18 protein-coding genes and 1 tRNA gene are annotated in these 16,500 nt (G+C 68.2%); 11 read left to right on the top strand and 8 right to left on the bottom strand.

Annotated elements, in window-relative coordinates:
- From TW83_RS04905 to TW83_RS04875, 7 genes are all read left to right on the top strand, one after another.
- Positions 1-832: diguanylate cyclase (locus tag TW83_RS04905; RefSeq protein ID WP_045981647.1), on the top strand; the 832-nt coding region annotated here is incomplete at its 5' end.
- Positions 833-949: 117 nt separating this feature from the next.
- Entirely contained in the window at positions 950-2,548 is a 1,599-nt protein-coding gene (locus TW83_RS04900; RefSeq protein WP_045981646.1) for an ABC transporter substrate-binding protein, read from the top strand.
- A gap of 78 nt (positions 2,549-2,626) precedes the next feature.
- Positions 2,627-3,619 carry an ABC transporter permease gene (locus TW83_RS04895; RefSeq protein ID WP_239441285.1) on the top strand — a complete coding sequence of 331 codons (993 nt, stop codon included), beginning with the start codon at positions 2,627-2,629 and terminating at the stop codon, positions 3,617-3,619.
- Positions 3,616-4,524 (top strand): nickel transporter permease, encoded by a 909-nt coding sequence (nikC, locus tag TW83_RS04890; protein WP_045981645.1) that lies wholly within the window; start codon positions 3,616-3,618, stop codon positions 4,522-4,524. The genes TW83_RS04895 and nikC overlap by 4 nt, the downstream gene beginning before the upstream one ends.
- On the top strand, positions 4,521-5,375 hold the full coding sequence (locus TW83_RS04885; RefSeq protein WP_045981644.1) for an ABC transporter ATP-binding protein: 855 nt from the start codon (positions 4,521-4,523) through the stop codon (positions 5,373-5,375). The genes nikC and TW83_RS04885 overlap by 4 nt, the downstream gene beginning before the upstream one ends.
- Position 5,376: 1 nt before the next feature.
- The gene (locus TW83_RS04880) at positions 5,377-6,138 is read left to right on the top strand and encodes an ABC transporter ATP-binding protein (protein ID WP_045981643.1); all 762 of its coding nucleotides are present in this window, start codon (positions 5,377-5,379) and stop codon (positions 6,136-6,138) included.
- Entirely contained in the window at positions 6,135-7,526 is a 1,392-nt protein-coding gene (locus TW83_RS04875) for a M20 family metallopeptidase (RefSeq protein ID WP_045981642.1), read from the top strand. The genes TW83_RS04880 and TW83_RS04875 overlap by 4 nt, the downstream gene beginning before the upstream one ends.
- A 169-nt stretch (positions 7,527-7,695) precedes the next feature.
- Here TW83_RS04875 and TW83_RS04870 read toward each other — a convergent pair.
- Positions 7,696-7,772, bottom strand: a tRNA-Arg gene (locus TW83_RS04870).
- 153 nt (positions 7,773-7,925) lie between these two features.
- On the opposite strand from TW83_RS04870, the gene TW83_RS04865 reads away from it, so the two are divergent.
- Positions 7,926-8,222, top strand: a complete 297-nt coding sequence (locus tag TW83_RS04865; RefSeq protein ID WP_045981641.1) for a hypothetical protein — start codon at positions 7,926-7,928, stop codon at positions 8,220-8,222.
- Between the two features lie 51 nt (positions 8,223-8,273).
- On the opposite strand, the gene TW83_RS04860 is transcribed toward TW83_RS04865, so the two are convergent.
- Together TW83_RS04860 and TW83_RS04855 are read right to left on the bottom strand one after the other, a co-directional pair.
- Positions 8,274-8,735 carry a GNAT family N-acetyltransferase gene (locus tag TW83_RS04860; RefSeq protein ID WP_045981640.1) on the bottom strand — a complete coding sequence of 154 codons (462 nt, stop codon included), beginning with the start codon at positions 8,733-8,735 and terminating at the stop codon, positions 8,274-8,276.
- 66 nt (positions 8,736-8,801) lie between these two features.
- The gene (locus tag TW83_RS04855; protein WP_045981639.1) at positions 8,802-9,941 is read right to left on the bottom strand and encodes an aminotransferase class V-fold PLP-dependent enzyme; all 1,140 of its coding nucleotides are present in this window, start codon (positions 9,939-9,941) and stop codon (positions 8,802-8,804) included.
- 138 nt (positions 9,942-10,079) lie between these two features.
- On the opposite strand from TW83_RS04855, the gene TW83_RS04850 reads away from it, so the two are divergent.
- Genes TW83_RS04850 through TW83_RS04840 form a run of 3 tightly spaced genes read left to right on the top strand, consistent with a single transcriptional unit; the run spans position 10,080 to position 13,431 of the window.
- Positions 10,080-10,787 carry a type 1 glutamine amidotransferase gene (locus tag TW83_RS04850; protein WP_045981638.1) on the top strand — a complete coding sequence of 236 codons (708 nt, stop codon included), beginning with the start codon at positions 10,080-10,082 and terminating at the stop codon, positions 10,785-10,787.
- Complete coding sequence (locus tag TW83_RS04845; RefSeq protein ID WP_045981637.1) at positions 10,784-12,139, top strand: glutamine synthetase family protein; 1,356 nt, start codon at positions 10,784-10,786, stop codon at positions 12,137-12,139. The genes TW83_RS04850 and TW83_RS04845 overlap by 4 nt, the downstream gene beginning before the upstream one ends.
- Positions 12,136-13,431, top strand: a complete 1,296-nt coding sequence (locus TW83_RS04840; RefSeq protein ID WP_045981636.1) for an FAD-binding oxidoreductase — start codon at positions 12,136-12,138, stop codon at positions 13,429-13,431. Before TW83_RS04845 ends, TW83_RS04840 begins: the two co-directional genes overlap by 4 nt.
- Here TW83_RS04840 and TW83_RS04835 read toward each other — a convergent pair.
- The 5 genes from TW83_RS04835 to TW83_RS04815 are packed head-to-tail and all read right to left on the bottom strand — an operon-like array spanning position 13,420 to position 16,483.
- Complete coding sequence (locus tag TW83_RS04835; RefSeq protein WP_343251963.1) at positions 13,420-13,863, bottom strand: TerB family tellurite resistance protein; 444 nt, start codon at positions 13,861-13,863, stop codon at positions 13,420-13,422. The two genes, TW83_RS04840 and TW83_RS04835, sit on opposite strands and share 12 nt — an antisense overlap.
- Positions 13,864-13,901: 38 nt before the next feature.
- Positions 13,902-14,195 carry a DUF1330 domain-containing protein gene (locus tag TW83_RS04830; protein ID WP_045981634.1) on the bottom strand — a complete coding sequence of 98 codons (294 nt, stop codon included), beginning with the start codon at positions 14,193-14,195 and terminating at the stop codon, positions 13,902-13,904.
- Entirely contained in the window at positions 14,192-15,049 is an 858-nt protein-coding gene (locus tag TW83_RS04825; protein ID WP_045981657.1) for a PhzF family phenazine biosynthesis protein, read from the bottom strand. Before TW83_RS04825 ends, TW83_RS04830 begins: the two co-directional genes overlap by 4 nt.
- A gap of 12 nt (positions 15,050-15,061) precedes the next feature.
- Complete coding sequence (ppk2, locus tag TW83_RS04820; protein WP_045981633.1) at positions 15,062-15,964, bottom strand: polyphosphate kinase 2; 903 nt, start codon at positions 15,962-15,964, stop codon at positions 15,062-15,064.
- A 54-nt stretch (positions 15,965-16,018) separates the two neighbouring features.
- Positions 16,019-16,483 carry a hypothetical protein gene (locus TW83_RS04815; RefSeq protein ID WP_064503567.1) on the bottom strand — a complete coding sequence of 155 codons (465 nt, stop codon included), beginning with the start codon at positions 16,481-16,483 and terminating at the stop codon, positions 16,019-16,021.
- Positions 16,484-16,500: the final 17 nt, after the last annotated feature.

The raw sequence follows: 16,500 nt of genomic DNA, 5'->3' as shown, positions 1-16,500 counted from the left end.
GGACCTGATCCTGCTGGACGTGGTGATGCCCGGCATGGACGGCTATCAGCTGTGCCGCATCTTCAAGGCCGACCCGCTGCTCAGCGACATTCCGGTGATCTTCGCCACCGCCCTGGGCGATGACGAGGCCGAGTTGCGCGGGTTGGCAGTCGGTGCGATCGACTATGTCACCAAGCCGATCCGCCCGGCCGCCCTGCAGCGGCGCGTGCGCAACCACGTCCAGATGAAGCGGATGCGCGACCAGTTGACCGAACAGGCGCTGCGCGATCCGCTGACGGGGCTGGCCAACCGGCGCATGCTGGAACGCCGCCTGCAGGCGGAGCTGCACCGGCAGGCGCGCGACGGCGGTCTGATCGCGGTGCTGATGCTGGATATCGATCATTTCAAGGGCTTCAACGACAGCTATGGCCACCCCGAGGGGGACATCTGCCTCAAGGCCGTGTCGCAGGCGCTGGCGCAGGCGATCCGCCGGTCGGGCGACCTGTGCGCGCGCTATGGCGGCGAGGAGTTTGCCTGCATCCTGCCCGGCACCGACCTGGACGGTGCCCTTCACCTGGCCGAGACGATGCGCGCCGGGGTCGAGGCGCTGTCCATCCCGCACCGCGCGTCGCAGGTGGGGCAGGTGGTGACGATCAGCATCGGCGTCGCGTCGGGGCGTTGCGACATGGGCAGCGACAACGCCTTCTGGCTGACCGGGGCCGACCGGATGCTGTATTGCAGCAAGCTGGCCGGGCGGAACCGCGTCAGCGGGCAGGTGATGAGCGCCGATCACCCGCTGCGCGACGCGTCCGCGCTGGACGGGCCGGTCGTCGGGGATGTCAGGGCGGGCTAGGCCCTTCCCGTCGGGCCGGCCGTCAGATTGGCATTGAATGCCGGACGGGCCTGCGGCAGGCTGCATGACATGCAACCCCGCGACACAGCGGGGGCCGATCACCGACAGGAACCTCACATGACATATCCCCTGACCATGCGCGCCATGCTTCTGGCCTCGGCGCTCGCGCTTGCACCCGCGGCCTGGGCCGAGACGCCGGCCGACACCCTGGTCGTGGCCCACACGATCGACGACATCATCAGCCTGGACCCGGCGGTAAGCTTCGAGTTCGCGGGCAACGACGTCAACAACAACACCTATGACCGTCTGGTCGATTTCAACCCGCTGGACCCGGACGCGGGCTTCCAGCCCAGCCTTGCGACCGAATGGGCGGTGTCCGAGGACGGCCTGTCCATCACCTTCACGCTGCGCGAGGATGCGACCTTCCATTCCGGCAACCCCGTGCGCGCCGCGGACGCCGCCTGGTCGCTGCAGCGCGCGGTCAAGCTGGACAAGACCCCGGCCTTCATCCTGACCCAGTTCGGCTTTACCGCCGACAACGTCGATCAGATGATCACCGCCGACGGCAACACGCTGACGCTGACGATGGACAAGCCCTATGCGCCGACCTTCGTGCTGAACTGCCTGACCGCCAACATCGCCAGCGTGGTCGACATGGAGACCGTCATGGCCAACGAGGTCGACGGCGACATGGGCAATGCCTGGCTTAACACGAACGAAGCCGGGTCGGGCGCCTATGTGCTGTCGGCCTGGCGTCCGAACGAGGCGGTGCAGCTGACCGCCTATGAGGAATACTGGCAGGGCGCCCCCGAGATGAAGCGCGTGATCGTGCGCAACGTCGCCGAATCCAGCGCGCAGCGGCTGCTGCTGGAGCAGGGTGACATCGACGTGGCGCGCAACCTGACGCCGACGGACGTGGAATCCATCGCCGCGGTCGAGGGCGTGACCATCCAGGACGAACCGCGCGGCCGCATCCTCTACATGGGCCTGAACCAGAAGGATGAATTGCTGTCGAACCCCGCCGTGGTCGAGGCGATGAAGCACCTTGTCGATTACGAGGGCATCACCGGCAGCTTCCTGAAGGGTCAGTTCGTCACCCACCAGACCTTCCTGCCCCAGGGCTATCTGGGCGTGCTGGACGAGCAGCCCTGGACCTATGACGTGGAGAAGGCCCGCCAGATCCTGACCGATGCGGGGATCGAGGGCGGCACCATCACCACCCGCGTGCGCGATCTGCGCGAATACGTGGACGTGGCCCAGACCCTGCAGGCGTCGATGGCCCAGGTCGGCCTGACCCTGGAGATCGAGCAGATGACCGGCGCGCAGGTGCTGGACGCCTATCGCGCCCGCGAGGTTCCGATCTTCCTGGGCGAATGGGGCCCGGATTATTCGGACCCGAACACCAATGCCGCGACCTTCGCCTATAACCCCGACAACAGCGACGAGGCCGCAGCCGTGGGCCTGCTGGCCTGGCGCAACGCCTATGAGGTGCCGGCCGAGATGAACGAGGCCACCGTCGCAGCCACCCTGGAGCAGGACGCCGACGCCCGCGCCGCGATGTACCAGGACATCCAGCGCCAGTACCAGGCCGAGGCCCCGATAGTGCCGCTGTTCCAGCGCATCGAACAGGTCGGCCTGCGCGACGGCGTCCAGAACTGGTGGAGCGGCGGCGCCATTTCGTCGGTCATGTATCGTCAGGTGACGAAGGGCGAATAAATGGCCCCGACCGATCCGACCGGCGCCGCGACCGCACCGTCGCGGCGCCGCGCCCTGACCCGCAGGCGCGTGCGCAGCGTGGCGGGGACCGTCCTGTCGCTGGCGCTGACGCTCTTGGGGCTGCTGCTGGTCACCTTCATCATCGGGCGGGTCATGCCGATCGACCCGGTGCTGAAGGTGGTGGGCGACCGCGCCACCCAGGCCCAGTACGACGCCGCCTATGTCGCGATGGGGCTGGACCAGCCGCTGATCGTGCAGTTCCTGTCCTATGTGGGCGATGTGCTGCGCGGCGATTTCGGGCGCTCCATCTCCACCGGGCAGCCGGTGGCACAGGACATCGCCCGCGTCTTTCCCGCGACCTTCGAGCTGGCGGCCTTGGGGACCTTCATCGGCGTCGTGATCGGCGTGCCCCTGGGCGTGATCGCGGCAGCGCGGCGCGGCGGCGTCATCGACCAGGTCGCGCGGGTCGTGGCGCTGGTCGGCTATTCGATGCCGATCTTCTGGCTGGGGCTGATGGGCCTGCTGATCTTCTATGGCATGCTGGGTTGGGTCGGGGGGCCGGGGCGGCAGGGAATCATCTATGACGGGATGGTGCCGAACGTGACCGGCATGATCCTGGTCGACAGCCTGATCGCCGGGGACTGGGGCGCGTTCCGCGACGCGTTCTCTCACATCATCCTGCCGGCCAGCTTGCTGGGCTATTATTCGCTGGCCTATATCAGCCGCATGACGCGCAGCTTCATGCTGGAACAGCTGTCGGCGGAATACATCACCACCGCCCGCGTCAAGGGCCTGTCCGAACGCGCCGTCATCTGGGGCCACGCCTTCCGCAACATCGCGATCCCGCTGGTGACGGTCATCGCGCTGTCCTTCGGCTCTCTGCTGGAGGGGTCGGTGCTGACCGAGATCATCTTCAGCTGGCCGGGCCTGGGCAGCTACATCACCCGCGGCCTTCTGTCGGGCGACATGAACGCGGTGCTGGGCGGTACGGTGGTCGTGGGCGTGTGCTTCGTCGTGCTGAACCTGTTCAGCGACATCCTGTACCGTTTCCTGGATCCGAGGTCGACATGAGCGCCATGACACGCCGCGATTGGTTGCTGTCCGACGCGCCCCAGACCCGCCGCCAGGCGCGGCTTGGCGCGATCTATCAGGGCTGGCTGACCTTCCGCGCCAACAAGCTGGCGATGGTCGGGCTGATCATCCTGGTGCTGCTGATCGGCATGGCGATCCTGGCGCCCTGGATCGCGCCGCAGAACCCCTATGCCCAGAACCTGGCCGACCGGCTACAGCCGCCGTCTGCCGCGCATTGGCTGGGTACCGACGCCCTGGGGCGCGACATCCTCTCGCGGCTGATCCACGGCTCGCGCATCACCCTGTTCATCGTGGGCACGGTCGCGCTAGTCGCGCCGGTCATCGGGCTGCTGATCGGCACGGTGGCGGGGTTCGCCGGGGGCTGGGTGGACCAGGTGCTGATGCGGGTGACCGACATTTTCCTGGCCTTCCCCAAGCTGATCCTGGCGCTGGCCTTCGTCGCGGCCCTGGGGCCCAGCATCGGCAACGCGGTGCTGGCGTTGGCGCTGACCGCCTGGCCGCCCTATGCGCGCCTGGCGCGGGCCGAAACGCTGACCATCCGCAACGCCGACTTCATCGCCGCCGCGCGCCTGCAGGGGGCGGGGCGGCTGCGCCTGCTGATCCGCCACATCTGGCCCCTGTGCCTGTCGTCGCTGATCGTGCGGGTGGCGCTGGACATGGCGGGGATCATCCTGTCTGCGGCGGGCCTGGGCTTTCTGGGCCTCGGCGCACAGCCGCCGCTGCCCGAATGGGGGGCGATGATCTCGGACGGGCGGGGCTATATCCTGGACTTCTGGTGGGTCGCGGCCATGCCAGGGATCGCGATCTTTCTGGTATCGATGGCCTTCAACCTGCTGGGCGACGGGCTGCGCGACGTGCTGGACCCCAAGGGAGACAAGTCGTGACCGAACCCCTTCTGTCCGTGCGCGACCTGCGCGTCACCTTCCCGACCCGGCAGGGCGAATTCCAGGCCGTGCGCGGCATCGATTTCGACCTGGGCCGCGAACGCCTTGGCGTCGTGGGCGAGAGCGGGTCGGGCAAGTCCATGACCGGCCGCGCGATCCTGGGCCTGGTGCGCCCGCCCGGCCGGGTCGAGGCCGCCCGGATGGAGCTGGAGGGCCAGTCCATCCTGAACCTGCCCGACCGGCAGATGCGCGCCATCCGCGGCGGGCGCATCAGCATGGTCATGCAGGACCCCAAGTTCAGCCTGAACCCGGTGATGACCGTGGGCCAGCAGATCATCGAGGCCTATCGCCTGCACGCGCGCGCGCCCCGCGCCGCCGCCCGCGCAAAGGCCTTGGAGATGCTTGAGGCCGTGCAGATCCGTGACCCCGAACGCGTCATGGACAGCTATCCCCACGAGGTGTCGGGCGGCATGGGACAGCGCATCATGATCGCCATGATGCTGGCCCCCGACCCGCAGATCCTGATCGCGGACGAACCGACCAGCGCGCTGGACGTGTCGGTCCGGACCGAGGTGCTGCACATCATGGACCGGCTGGTCCGCGACCGCGGCATGGGACTGATCTTCATCAGCCACGACCTGAACCTGGTGGCGCAGTTCTGCGACCGCGTGCTGATCATGTATGCCGGCCGCGTGGTCGAGACGCTGCCCGCCCGCGACCTGCACCGGGCGCAGCACCCCTATACCCGCGGGCTTCTGGACAGCCTGCCGCGGCTGGACGCGCCGGTGTCGCGCCTGTCGGTCCTCCAGCGCCAGGACAGCTGGCGCGACCCCGTCGTGAAAGGCCCCTGAGATGCTGAGCGTTGCCGATCTGACCGTCTGGTTCGGGCAGGAGCCCGACCGCGTCACCGCCGTCCACGACGCGGCCTTCGACGTGGCGCAGGGCGAAAGCTTTGGCCTGGTCGGCGAAAGCGGTTCGGGCAAGTCGACCATCCTGCGCGCCATCGCAGGTCTGATCCCCGGCTGGTCCGGCCAAATCGCGGTCGACGGTCAGATCCAGAAGGGAGAGCGGCGCGACCGGGCGTTCTTTCGCACCGTTCAGATGGTGTTCCAGGACCCCTATGCCAGCCTGCATCCACGCCATTCCGTCGATGCCGTCCTGGCGGAAACCCTGCGCCTGCAGGGCATGGACAAGATCGACCAGCGCATCGTCAAGCTGCTGGATGACGTGGGCCTGGGCCGGGGCTTCCGCTTTCGCTATCCGCACCAGCTGTCCGGGGGACAGCGTCAGCGCGTGGCGATCGCCCGCGCCCTGGCGGCGGAGCCGCGCCTGCTGCTGCTGGACGAGCCGACCAGCGCGCTGGACGTCAGCGTCCAGGCCGAGATCCTGAACCTGCTGGCCGATCTGCGCGACGAACATGGGCTGACCTATCTGATGGTCAGCCACGACCTGTCGGTGATCGCCCATATGTGCGACCGGCTGGCCGTGATGCAGCGCGGCCGCATCGTCGAGATCCTGCCGGCGTCCCACCTGCGGGCGGGGCAGGGCGCCCAGCCCTATACCACCCACCTGATCGAGGCGTCCGCCGGATACCGCCCGGAGGCCCGCCCATGACCGATGCGCGACAGGATGCGGTCGCCCGCGCCGAAGGTTATTTCGACCAGGGCGGATTCCAGGCCGATCTGGCGGCCCTGGTGGCGCATCCGACCGAAAGCCAGAACCCGGCGCAGCGACCCCATCTGGACCGCTATCTAACCGAGGCGATGATACCGCGCCTGTCCCGTCTGGGTTTCGCCCCGCGGGTGCTGGACAATCCCGACCCGCGGGGCGGCCCCCTGCTGATCGCGGAACGGATCGAGGATCCGGCCCTGACCACGGTCCTGACCTATGGTCATGGCGACGTGGTCCGCGCCCAGACCGACCAGTGGCGCGACGGGCTGTCGCCCTTTGTCCTGACCGCCGATGGCGACCGCCTGTACGGCCGTGGCGCGGCCGACAACAAGGGGCAGCACCTGATCAACCTGGCCGCGCTGCAGGCGGTCATCGATACGCGCGGGCATCTGGGCTTCAACATGCGGATCATCTTCGAGATGTCCGAAGAGACCGGATCGCCCGGCCTGGCTCAGGTCTGCCGGGACCATGCCGATGCGCTGGCGGCCGACGTGCTGATCGCGTCCGACGGCCCGCGCCTGCGGGCCGACGTGCCGACGCTGTTCATGGGATCGCGCGCCGCGCTGGCCTTTGACCTGGTGCTGGAGCTGCGGTCGGGGGCGCATCATTCGGGAAACTGGGGTGGTCTTCTGGCCGATCCGGCGATGATCCTGGCCCATGCGCTGGCCACGATCTGCGACCGGCGCGGCCAGATCCAGATCCCGGAATGGCGCCCCCACAGCCTGACCCCCGCGCTGCGCGACGCCCTGCGCGACCTGCCGGTGATCGAGGCGGGCGGCCCCCAGGTCGATGCCGATTGGGGAGAGGTCGGGCTGACACCCACCGAACGCGCCTTTGGGTGGAACAGCTTTGCGGTGCTGGCGATGACCGCCGGCGTGCCCGACGCACCCGTGAACGCCATCGCGGGCCGCGCGCGGGCGACCTGCCAGCTGCGCTATGTCGTGGGGACCGATCCGAGCGACATCCTGCCGGCGCTGCGCCGCCACCTGGACCGCCACGGCCATCACGCGGTGCGCATCGTGCCGCGGGACGGCGATCCCGCCCATGCCACGCGGCTGATGCCCGACCACGACTGGGTGCGCCGGGTCGCGGGGTCGGTCCGGCGGACGACCGGGCAGGATCCGCATCTGCTGCCGAACCTGGCCGGGTCGCTGCCCAACGAATGCTTTGCGGAAATCCTGGGCCTACCGACGATCTGGGTGCCCCATTCCTATCGCGGCTGCTGTCAGCACGCGCCCGACGAACATGCATTGCAAGGCCTGTCGCGGCAGGCGCTGGCGATCATGGCGGGGCTGTGGTGGGATCTGGGGACGCCCGCGGATGGCACTTGACCACAGGGGTGACAGATCGGCCGGGCGTCTGAACTCTTTAAACCAACCACCAAGGACGCCCGGCCGATAAGCCTCTTTTGTCTGAAGTCTTCAGCGGCGTCATCCTGTCCTTATGGACAGGAAAAGATGCACCGATTGGTGCGGTAAGGAGTTGAGCGTAAACGGAAAATGGCGACCCCGGCAGGATTCGAACCTGCAACCTATTGATTAGAAGTCAATTGCTCTATCCAGTTGAGCTACGGGGCCCGCGGGCTGGCCTTTCTTAGCGGCAGGCGCATCGGCAATCCAGACGCTAATCGCCCCGGCAAGCACGAACTTGTGCGTAGGACCATCCCATGACCATGGAACGGCACCCGCGGGGCTGGTGTTGATGTGCCACACCACCTGAAGGAGGTCGACATGGACCACGCAAATCATACGCGACTGACCCACGACGAACTGACCGAGGCCGTTCTGGACGGCGCCACCGTCTATGGCCCGGGCGACGAAACCGTCGGCAGCGTGTCGCACACGCACGGCATGGGTGCTTCGGCCAAGGTCGTTCTTGACGTCGGCGGGTTCCTGGGTATCGGCGCCAAGCCGGTCATGGTTCCGGCGACCGACCTGGACTTCATGCGCGACGAAAGCGGCACCGTGCATGCCCGGACCAACTGGACCAAGGATGATCTGAAGGCTCTGCCCACGCACGAGCACTGATTGATCGACAGGAAAACGACGGCGCGCATCGCAGGATGCGCGCCGTTTGCATTACAACATCAGCGTCATGAAGACCGAATGCGGGTCGGCGCGATAGCTGCCAAAGGGCGGGCACTCCGTGAACCCCTCGCGGGCGTAGAGGCCGCGCGCCGCGACAAATCCCGGCTGCACGCCGGTTTCCAGCGACAGCTTGGCATAGCCCGCGTTCCGCGCGTGACCCAGCATGTGCCGCAGCAGCATCCGCGAGACACCCCGCCCGCGCTGTTCGGACAGCACGTGCATGGATTTAAGCTCTCCCTCGGATGCGCCCAGATTCTTGATGGCACCCATGGCCACAGGTTGGCCCGCGTCGCGCACGACGAAAAAAGCGATGGCGGGGTTCTCCAGCGCCTCCTTGGGCATCATGTGGATCGATCCCGGCGGGGTATCGGCATGCATCTCGGCAGTGTGGCGTTGGAACAGCAGGTCCAGGTCGGGCCCAAGCGGGCTTTCCAGGTCGATCGTCAGCGTCATGTCGGGGTCCTGTCGCCACATGGTCACGGCGGGGCACTATCCCGCCGTGACGCGCGCGTCAAAGGCTTAGCCGCGCGGGGCGGTCGCCTGATCCAGCACCGGCACAAGCCGGGCTATCGTGCCGTCGACATCGCGCAGCTTGTCCAGACCGAACAGCCCAATGCGGAAGGTCGAGAAGTCGGCCCCCTCATCCACGGCCAACGGCACGCCCGCCGCGATCTGGGTGCCGAGGGCGGCAAAGGCCTTGCCAGACTTGACCTCGGGGTCGTCGGTATAGCTGACCACGACGCCCGGCGCCTGGAACCCCTCAGCCGCGAGCGAGCGGATGCCGCGCGCGGACAGTTCGTCGCGGACCGCCCGGCCAAGGCGCCATTGCGCGTCGCGCGCGGCGGCGAACCCCATCGCGCGGGTCTCCTCCATCGCGTCGCGCAGGCCCAGCAGCGCGTCGGTGGGCATGGTCGCGTGATAGGCATGGCCGCCATCCAGATAGGCCTGCATGATCGTGCGCCATTTCTTCAGATCCAGCGCAAAGCTGTCGCTGTCGGTGGTGGCCAGTCGTTCGGCGGCGCGATCGGACAGCATGACAAGGCCTGCGGCGGGCGAGGCCGACCAGCCCTTTTGCGGGGCCGAGATCAGCACGTCCACGCCCGTGGCCCGCATGTCGACCCAGATCGCACCCGACGCGATGCAGTCCAGCACCATCAGGGCGCCCACCTCATGCGCGGCATCGGCCAGCGCGGTGATATAGTCGTCGGGCAGGATCAGCCCGGCTGAGGTCTCCACATGCGGGGCAAAGACCGCGTCGGGGCGCGTCTCGCGGATGCGGGCCACGACCTCGTCGATGGGCGGGGGCGCATAGGCGGGCTGGGGCGCGTTCCCCTGCGGGCGGGCCTTGACCACGGTCACCTCGCGCGCGAATGCGCCCGCGTCGAAGATCTGGCTCCAGCGATAGCTGAACCAGCCGTTCCTGACGATCAGCGCATGCGCGTCGCGCCCGAACTGGCGCGCGACCGATTCCATCGCATAGCTGCCGCCGCCCGGTACGATCGCCACCTGGGCCGCGCCATAGACCTCGCACAGACCCGCCGACAGGTCGCGCATGACCTGCTGAAAGCGTTTCGACATGTGGTTCAGGGACCGGTCGGTGAACACGACCGAGAATTCGTCAAGGCCGTCCGGGTCGATCTCGGGGCGCTGATGGGGCATGGGTGCATCCTTTTCGTTGCGCGCAGCCTAGCGCCTGTGCGTCCGCGCGGCCAGACCGCCAAAAGGCGCAAACGCCCCCCTTGCGGCCCCCCCTGCGGGGCGACTAGGCTTCGGACACAAGCAACATCAAGGTTTTTCATGCGGATCGGCATCCTTCAATGCGGCCAGTCGCCGGCGCAGCTGAAGCGGGATTTGGGCGACTATCCGGACATGTTCGTGCGCCTGCTGGCCGGGCGCGGATTCGACTTCACCACCTGGCATGTCGAGGGGATGGAGTTTCCACAGGACATCCACGATGCCGACGGCTGGCTGCTGACCGGTTCGCGCCACGGGGCCTATGAGGATCACGCCTTCATCCCGCCGCTGGAGGATTTCATCCGCCGCGTCCACGATGCGGGCGTGCCGATGGTCGGCATCTGCTTTGGTCATCAGATCATCGCGCAGGCCCTGGGCGGCACCGTGGTCAAGCATCCCGGCGGTTGGGCCGTGGGCGCGCAGGATTACGATTTCGGCGGCCAGCCCGTCACGCTGAACGCCTGGCACCAGGATCAGGTCGTGGCCCTGCCGCCCGGCGCGCAGGTCGCGGGCCGGAACGCGTTCTGCGAGAATGCCGCGCTGATCTATGGCGACCGGGCCTTCACCGTGCAGGCACATCCGGAATTCGGCGACGATTTCATCCAAGGCCTGATGGACACCCGCGCCAAGGGTGTCGTGCCGGACGACCTGCTGGCCGGGGCTGCGGCCCGCATGGGGCAGGCCGATGGCGCGTCCCTGCTGGCCGACCGGATCGAGGCCTTCTTCAAGCAACCCCGCGCCCTGGCGCAAGCCGACAAAGGTGCCGCATGAGCGACTGGACCGAGAAACTGCCCCAGGCCGCGCGCGACTTCATGTCCGGGCGCCGCCTGGACGAGGTCGAATGCATCGTGGCCGACATGGCGGGCGTCGCCCGTGGCAAGGCCATGCCCGCGTCGAAATTCGCGCGGCAGAACCAGTTCTATCTGCCCAATTCGATCTTCCTGCAGACGATCACCGGGGAATGGGCCGACAACCCGTCGGGCGCCTTTACCGAACCGGACATGGTGATGGTCCCCGACTATTCCACCGCCACCGCCGCGCCCTGGACCGCGGACTGGACCATCCAGGTCATCCATGACGCGACCGACCAGCAGGGCAACCCCATGCCCATCGCACCGCGCAACGTGCTGAAACGCGTGGTGCAGCTGTACCGCGAGAAAGGCTGGAACCCGGTCGTGGCGCCCGAGATGGAGTTCTTCCTGGTCGCCCGCAACATCGACCCGAACCAGCCGATCATCCCGCCCATGGGCCGCACGGGCAGGCGCGCGGCGGCGAAACAGGCCTATTCCATGTCGGCGGTGGACGAATACGGTAAGGTCATCGACGACATCTATGACTTTGCCGAGGCGCAGGGCTTCGAGATCGACGGCATCCTGCAGGAGGGCGGCGCGGGCCAGGTCGAGATCAACCTGAACCATGGCGATCCGGTGGCCCTGGCCGACGAGATCTTCTACTTCAAGCGGCTGATCCGCGAGGCCGCGCTGCGCCACGACTGCTTTGCCACCTTCATGGCCAAGCCCATTGAGGGCGAGCCGGGCAGCGCCATGCACATCCATCATTCGATCACGGATATCGAGACGGGCCGGAACATCTTTTCCGACGAAAAGGGCCGCGAGACGCCGGCCTTCCTGCATTTCATCGCCGGCATGCAGAAGCACCTGCCCGCCGCCATCGCGCTGCTGGCGCCCTATGTGAACAGCTATCGCCGCTATGTCCCGGACTTCGCGGCGCCGATCAACCTGGAATGGGGGCGCGACAACCGTACCACGGGCCTGCGCGTGCCGATCTCGGGTCCCGAGGCGCGGCGGCTGGAGAACCGGCTGGCGGGCATGGACTGCAACCCCTATCTGGGGATCGCGGCCAGCCTGGCCTGTGGCTATCTGGGCCTTCTGGAGGCCGAGAACCCGCGCGCCGAATGCCTGGGCGACGCCTACATGTCCGAGGACGAGCTGCCCTACAACCTGGGCGACGCGCTGGACCTGATGTCGGAGAGCGCGCCCATGCGCGGCGTTCTGGGCGAGGATTTCTGCGCCGTCTACGAATCGGTCAAGCGCAACGAATACAAGGAGTTCCTGCAGGTCATCAGCCCGTGGGAACGCGAACATCTGCTGCTGAACGTATGAACCTGCTGCACCTGAACGACCGGCTAGGGGCCTATCCGCCCAGCCTCTATGCCGACCAGTGCGGGCCGCAGCCCGACCTGCCGCCCCTGCGGGGCGAGGCGCGGGCGGATGTTGCGGTGATCGGGGCGGGCTATACCGGGCTGTCGGCCGCGCTGCATCTGGCGCGCCGGGGCCTGTCGGTCCGGGTGCTGGAGGCGCAGCGTGTGGGGTTCGGCGCCTCTGGCCGCAACGGCGGACAGATCGGCTCCGGCCAGCGGCAGGAGGTCGACTGGCTGGAGGCGAACTTGGGCCGCGACATGGCCCGCCGGCTGTGGGACCTGGCCGAGGAGGCCAAGGCCGCCGTCCGCACCATCGCCGCCGAAGCGGGCGTGCCGGTCCGCGACGGCATCGCCCATGCCTGCCGTACCGCGTCCGAGGTCGATCACGCCCGCCACATGGCCGACCATCTGGCACGGCATTACGGCTACGACCGGGTCACGCCCCTGGATCGCGACGGGCTGGCGGCGGCGCTTGGCAGCACGGCCTATGTCGGCGGCGATCTGGACCGCGGGGCGGGGCATGTGCAGCCGCTGGCGCTGGCCCTGGGGATGGCGCGTCTGGCGCGGGATGCGGGCGTCGTGATCCATGAGCGCGCGCAGGTCACCGGCCTGACGCATGGCGCGCCCAGCATCATCCGCGCCGATCAGGGCGTGCTGCGCGCCGATCACGTGATCCTGGCCTGCAACGGCTATCTGGGCGATCTGGACCGGGGCGTCGCCGCGCGGGTCATGCCCATCAACAACTATATCGTCGCGACCCCGCCGCTGGATGATCACCCCGAGATCCTGCCGGACCGCATCGCGGTGGCGGACACGAAGTTCGTGGTGAACTACTGGCGCGTCGACGACGACCGGCGGCTGGTCTTCGGCGGTGGAGAGACGGTCACCTACCGCTTTCCGCGCGACATCGCGGCGGTGGTGCGGCCGCATCTGCTGTCGGTCTATCCGCAGTTGCGGGACGTGCCCCTGACCCATGCCTGGGGCGGGACGCTGGCCATCACCATGAACCGCATGCCCTGCTTCACCCGGCCCGCGCCGAACTGCCTGTCGGCCAGCGGCTATTCCGGGCATGGCGTGGCGATGGCCACGCTGGCGGGGCGGCTGATGGCCGAGGCCGTGGCGGGCCAAGCCGAACGGTTCGACGCCATGGCCGCCGTTCCCACCCGGCCCTTTCCGGGCGGTGCGGCCCTGCGCAAGCCGCTGCTGGTGGCGGGGATGGCGTGGTTCGGGCTGCGCGACCGGTTAGGGTTTTAGGCCCGTCCGGGCCAGCACCTGCTGACGGATCTCGGCCGATTCGCGGTCGGTCATGCCCAGAAGGCTGGAGACCAGGCGGATCAGGCTGTCCTCATCCGCGCCGCGGCTGTTGTCGGCATAGGCAACCTCCCACAGCGCGGCCAGAACGGCACGACGATCCTCCAGCGCGATGCGGTCCTTGATCTGGCGGGTGAAGCGGACGGTGTCGCTGGCCTCCGCCTCCAGCGCCTCGGCCTGGGCGCGGCGGGCGGCGGCCTCGGCGGCGGTCAGGCCGCGGCGGGACAGGACCTGTTCGATGCGGTCGCGTTCGGCCTGATCGTAATGATCGTCGGCCCGCGCCACGCGCACCAGCAGCGCGGCGATGGCCAGTTCGGCATCGTCAGGGTCGATCAGCGCGGCGGTATCGCCCATCAGGCGTGTCAGTAGGTCCATGAACATGGCCGAAGGATGCCCCCGCAGGCGCCGGCGGTCTAGCCGGGCCAGCCCTCGACGATGATCACATCTGCGGCAGAGACCGGCTCGCGCAGCGCCTTGGCCGCCTGATAGCCGGGACTGTCGTAACAGGCTCGTGCCGCCTCCAGCGACGGGAACTCGATCACGACGCTGCGGGGGCGGGCATGGCCCTCGACCACCTGCTGCGGCCCGCCGCGCACCAGAAAGCGCGCGCCGAATTCGGCAAAGGGGGCGGCATTGGCCCGGCGATAGGCGTCATAGGCGTCGGGGTCGTCGATCGTCACATGGGCGATCCAATAAGCCTTGGTCATGTGTCCTCCGGAATGCGGATGCGGCCCTGGGCCACGGGAACGGCACGGCCCGACACGCAGACCTGCGCCAGCGCGCCGCCCCTGACGGTGATGCGCAGGCCCAGCTGGGACGGGCGCCCCATCTCGACCCCCTGGCCCAGGGACAGGCGCGTCTCTCCCTCGGGCAGGACGCCTGCGGCCAGCAGGGGGGCGGCCAGGGTCGCGGTGGCCGATCCGGTGGCGGGGTCCTCGGGGACGCCGCTGCCGGGGGCGAACATGCGCGCGCGAAACCCTGCGCCGTCGGGGGCATAGGCATAGACCTTGCCGACCCGTGCCGTCAGCGCCTCGAATGCGGCCCCGGCCGGGCGGGCATCCGCCAGGGCCTGCGCGTCGCGCAGCGGCAAGAAGATGAATGCCGGACCCGCATGGGCCACGACCGGGCGGTGCGTGTCGAAACCCACCTGATCCGCGCCGAGGCCCAGGCCCGCCGCCGCCAGGTCAGCGGCAACCGCATCGCCCAGCTGCGGCAGCACGGGGGCCGCGAATTCGGCCAGACCGTTGCGGATGGTCACGGGGACCGGCCCGGCCTCCTCCTCCAGCACCAGATCGCCGTCGCCCGCCGACAGGTGCAGCGCGCAGCCGATGGTAGGGTGACCCGCGAAGGGGATCTCTGCCAGCGGCAGGAAGATGCGGACGCGGGCGCGGTGCGCGGGATCGCGCGGGGCCATGACGAAGATCGTCTCGGACAGGTTGAACTGGCGGGCGATGGTCTGCATCTGCCGCGTGCTCAGCGCATCGGCCCCCATGACCACGGCCAGCGGATTGCCCGCAAAGGGCCGGTCGGTGAAGACGTCATAGACATGATATTCCAGCATCATCGCCCCGGTTCAGTATTTTTGCGGAACATACAGCTCGCGGGGGACCGCGTCGCGCTCATAATCGGGGTTGAAGACGCGGTCGGGCAGGGTGATCTGTTCGTGGTCCACGTCGCCATAGGGGATCAGGCCCAGCAGGTGGTCGATGCAGTTCAGCCGTGCGCGCTTCTTGTCATTGCCGGGCACGATGTACCAGGGCGCCTCGGGGATGTTCGTGCGTTCGAACATGTCCTCCTTGGCCTTGGTATAGGCCTCCCACCGGACGCGGGACTGCAGGTCCATGGGCGACAGCTTCCACTGCTTCAGGGGGTCGTGGATGCGCATCTGGAACCGCATCTGCTGCTCCTCGTCCGTGATCGAGAACCAGTACTTGACCAGCCGGATGCCCGACCGGACCAGCATGCGTTCGAATTCGGGCACGTCCTGGAAGAACTGTTCGACCTGATCCTCGGTGGCAAAGCCCATGACGCGTTCGACGCCCGCACGGTTGTACCAGCTGCGGTCGAACAGCACGATCTCTCCGCCCGCCGGCAGGTGGGGGACATAGCGCTGGAAATACCATTGCGTCTTCTCCCGGTCGGACGGGGCGGGCAGGGCGACGACGCGGGCCACGCGCGGGTTCAGCCGCTGCGTGATGCGCTTGATGGCGCCGCCCTTGCCGGCGCTGTCGCGCCCCTCGAACAGGACCACGACGCGTTCGTTGTTGTGGCTGACCCAGTCCTGAAGGCGGATCAGTTCGGATTGAAGGCGCAGCAGTTCGCGGAAATACAGCTTGCGGTCCATCTGGTCGGGATGGTGGCTGCGATAGATGCGCCGGATCTCGGCCGACAGGGCGGCGTCCTCCATCTCCAGCTCGATATCTTCGTCCAGGGTCTCCTGCAGCTCTGCCTGCAGCCAGTCCTTGTAGTCGTTCATCTGCGTCTCCGGTGGCTTTGCTGCGGTCTAGGGACGGAATGTGACGATAGGGTGTCAGCGCATGAACTGGCGCGCGCAATCCGGCGTGACCGCCAGCACCAGACTGCCGTCGCGCAGCCCGTCGACCGTGCCGCACCAGGCGCCCTGCACAGTGAACAGGCTTTTCGTGCCCCGCGCCGGGCGATAGGCGATGCGCCGGCCCTGGGTGTCGAACAGGTTCAGCACCCCGACCGCGTTCGGCGCGTAATAGCCCACCACCGACCCGTCCGAGGTGAAGATCACTCGCCCCTCGTTCACGCGGTCGGTGGGGCGGTTGCCCGGTGCGGTCGGCGCGTTCGCGGTGTTTCCGGCCGAGTTCCAGGCCGCATGGGGCGCATTGCCCGGCCGCGCGGGGCTGTTGGCGGGGTTCCCGGGCCCCAGGTCGAACGGCAGCTGCGTGCGGTCCAGCACCATCAGCGGCGCGTCGGCCAAAGCCGCGGGGGCGGCCAGCATCGTCAGGAACAGAGCAAGTCGCATCATCGGGGGCATCCTTTTCG

Origin of the sequence: Paracoccus sp. S4493 (assembly GCF_000967735.1) — a bacterium.
GTDB lineage: Bacteria > Pseudomonadota > Alphaproteobacteria > Rhodobacterales > Rhodobacteraceae > Paracoccus > Paracoccus marcusii.
This window is presented reverse-complemented; position numbering and strand designations above follow the sequence as displayed.

Bases quoted from the DNA above. Each gene is read 5' to 3' on its own strand.
- TW83_RS04900 (WP_045981646.1), top strand. From the start codon at position 950: ATGACATATCCCCTGACCATGCGCGCCATGCTTCTGGCCTCGGCGCTC.
- nikC (WP_045981645.1), top strand. From the start codon at position 3,616: ATGAGCGCCATGACACGCCGCGATTGGTTGCTGTCCGACGCGCCCCAG.
- TW83_RS04880 (WP_045981643.1), top strand. From the start codon at position 5,377: ATGCTGAGCGTTGCCGATCTGACCGTCTGGTTCGGGCAGGAGCCCGAC.
- TW83_RS04875 (WP_045981642.1), top strand. From the start codon at position 6,135: ATGACCGATGCGCGACAGGATGCGGTCGCCCGCGCCGAAGGTTATTTC.
- TW83_RS04865 (WP_045981641.1), top strand. From the start codon at position 7,926: ATGGACCACGCAAATCATACGCGACTGACCCACGACGAACTGACCGAG.
- TW83_RS04860 (WP_045981640.1), bottom strand. From the start codon at position 8,735: ATGACGCTGACGATCGACCTGGAAAGCCCGCTTGGGCCCGACCTGGAC.
- TW83_RS04855 (WP_045981639.1), bottom strand. From the start codon at position 9,941: ATGCCCCATCAGCGCCCCGAGATCGACCCGGACGGCCTTGACGAATTC.
- TW83_RS04850 (WP_045981638.1), top strand. From the start codon at position 10,080: ATGCGGATCGGCATCCTTCAATGCGGCCAGTCGCCGGCGCAGCTGAAG.
- TW83_RS04845 (WP_045981637.1), top strand. From the start codon at position 10,784: ATGAGCGACTGGACCGAGAAACTGCCCCAGGCCGCGCGCGACTTCATG.
- TW83_RS04840 (WP_045981636.1), top strand. From the start codon at position 12,136: ATGAACCTGCTGCACCTGAACGACCGGCTAGGGGCCTATCCGCCCAGC.
- TW83_RS04835 (WP_343251963.1), bottom strand. From the start codon at position 13,863: ATGGACCTACTGACACGCCTGATGGGCGATACCGCCGCGCTGATCGAC.
- TW83_RS04830 (WP_045981634.1), bottom strand. From the start codon at position 14,195: ATGACCAAGGCTTATTGGATCGCCCATGTGACGATCGACGACCCCGAC.
- TW83_RS04825 (WP_045981657.1), bottom strand. From the start codon at position 15,049: ATGCTGGAATATCATGTCTATGACGTCTTCACCGACCGGCCCTTTGCG.
- ppk2 (WP_045981633.1), bottom strand. From the start codon at position 15,964: ATGAACGACTACAAGGACTGGCTGCAGGCAGAGCTGCAGGAGACCCTG.
- TW83_RS04815 (WP_064503567.1), bottom strand. From the start codon at position 16,483: ATGATGCGACTTGCTCTGTTCCTGACGATGCTGGCCGCCCCCGCGGCT.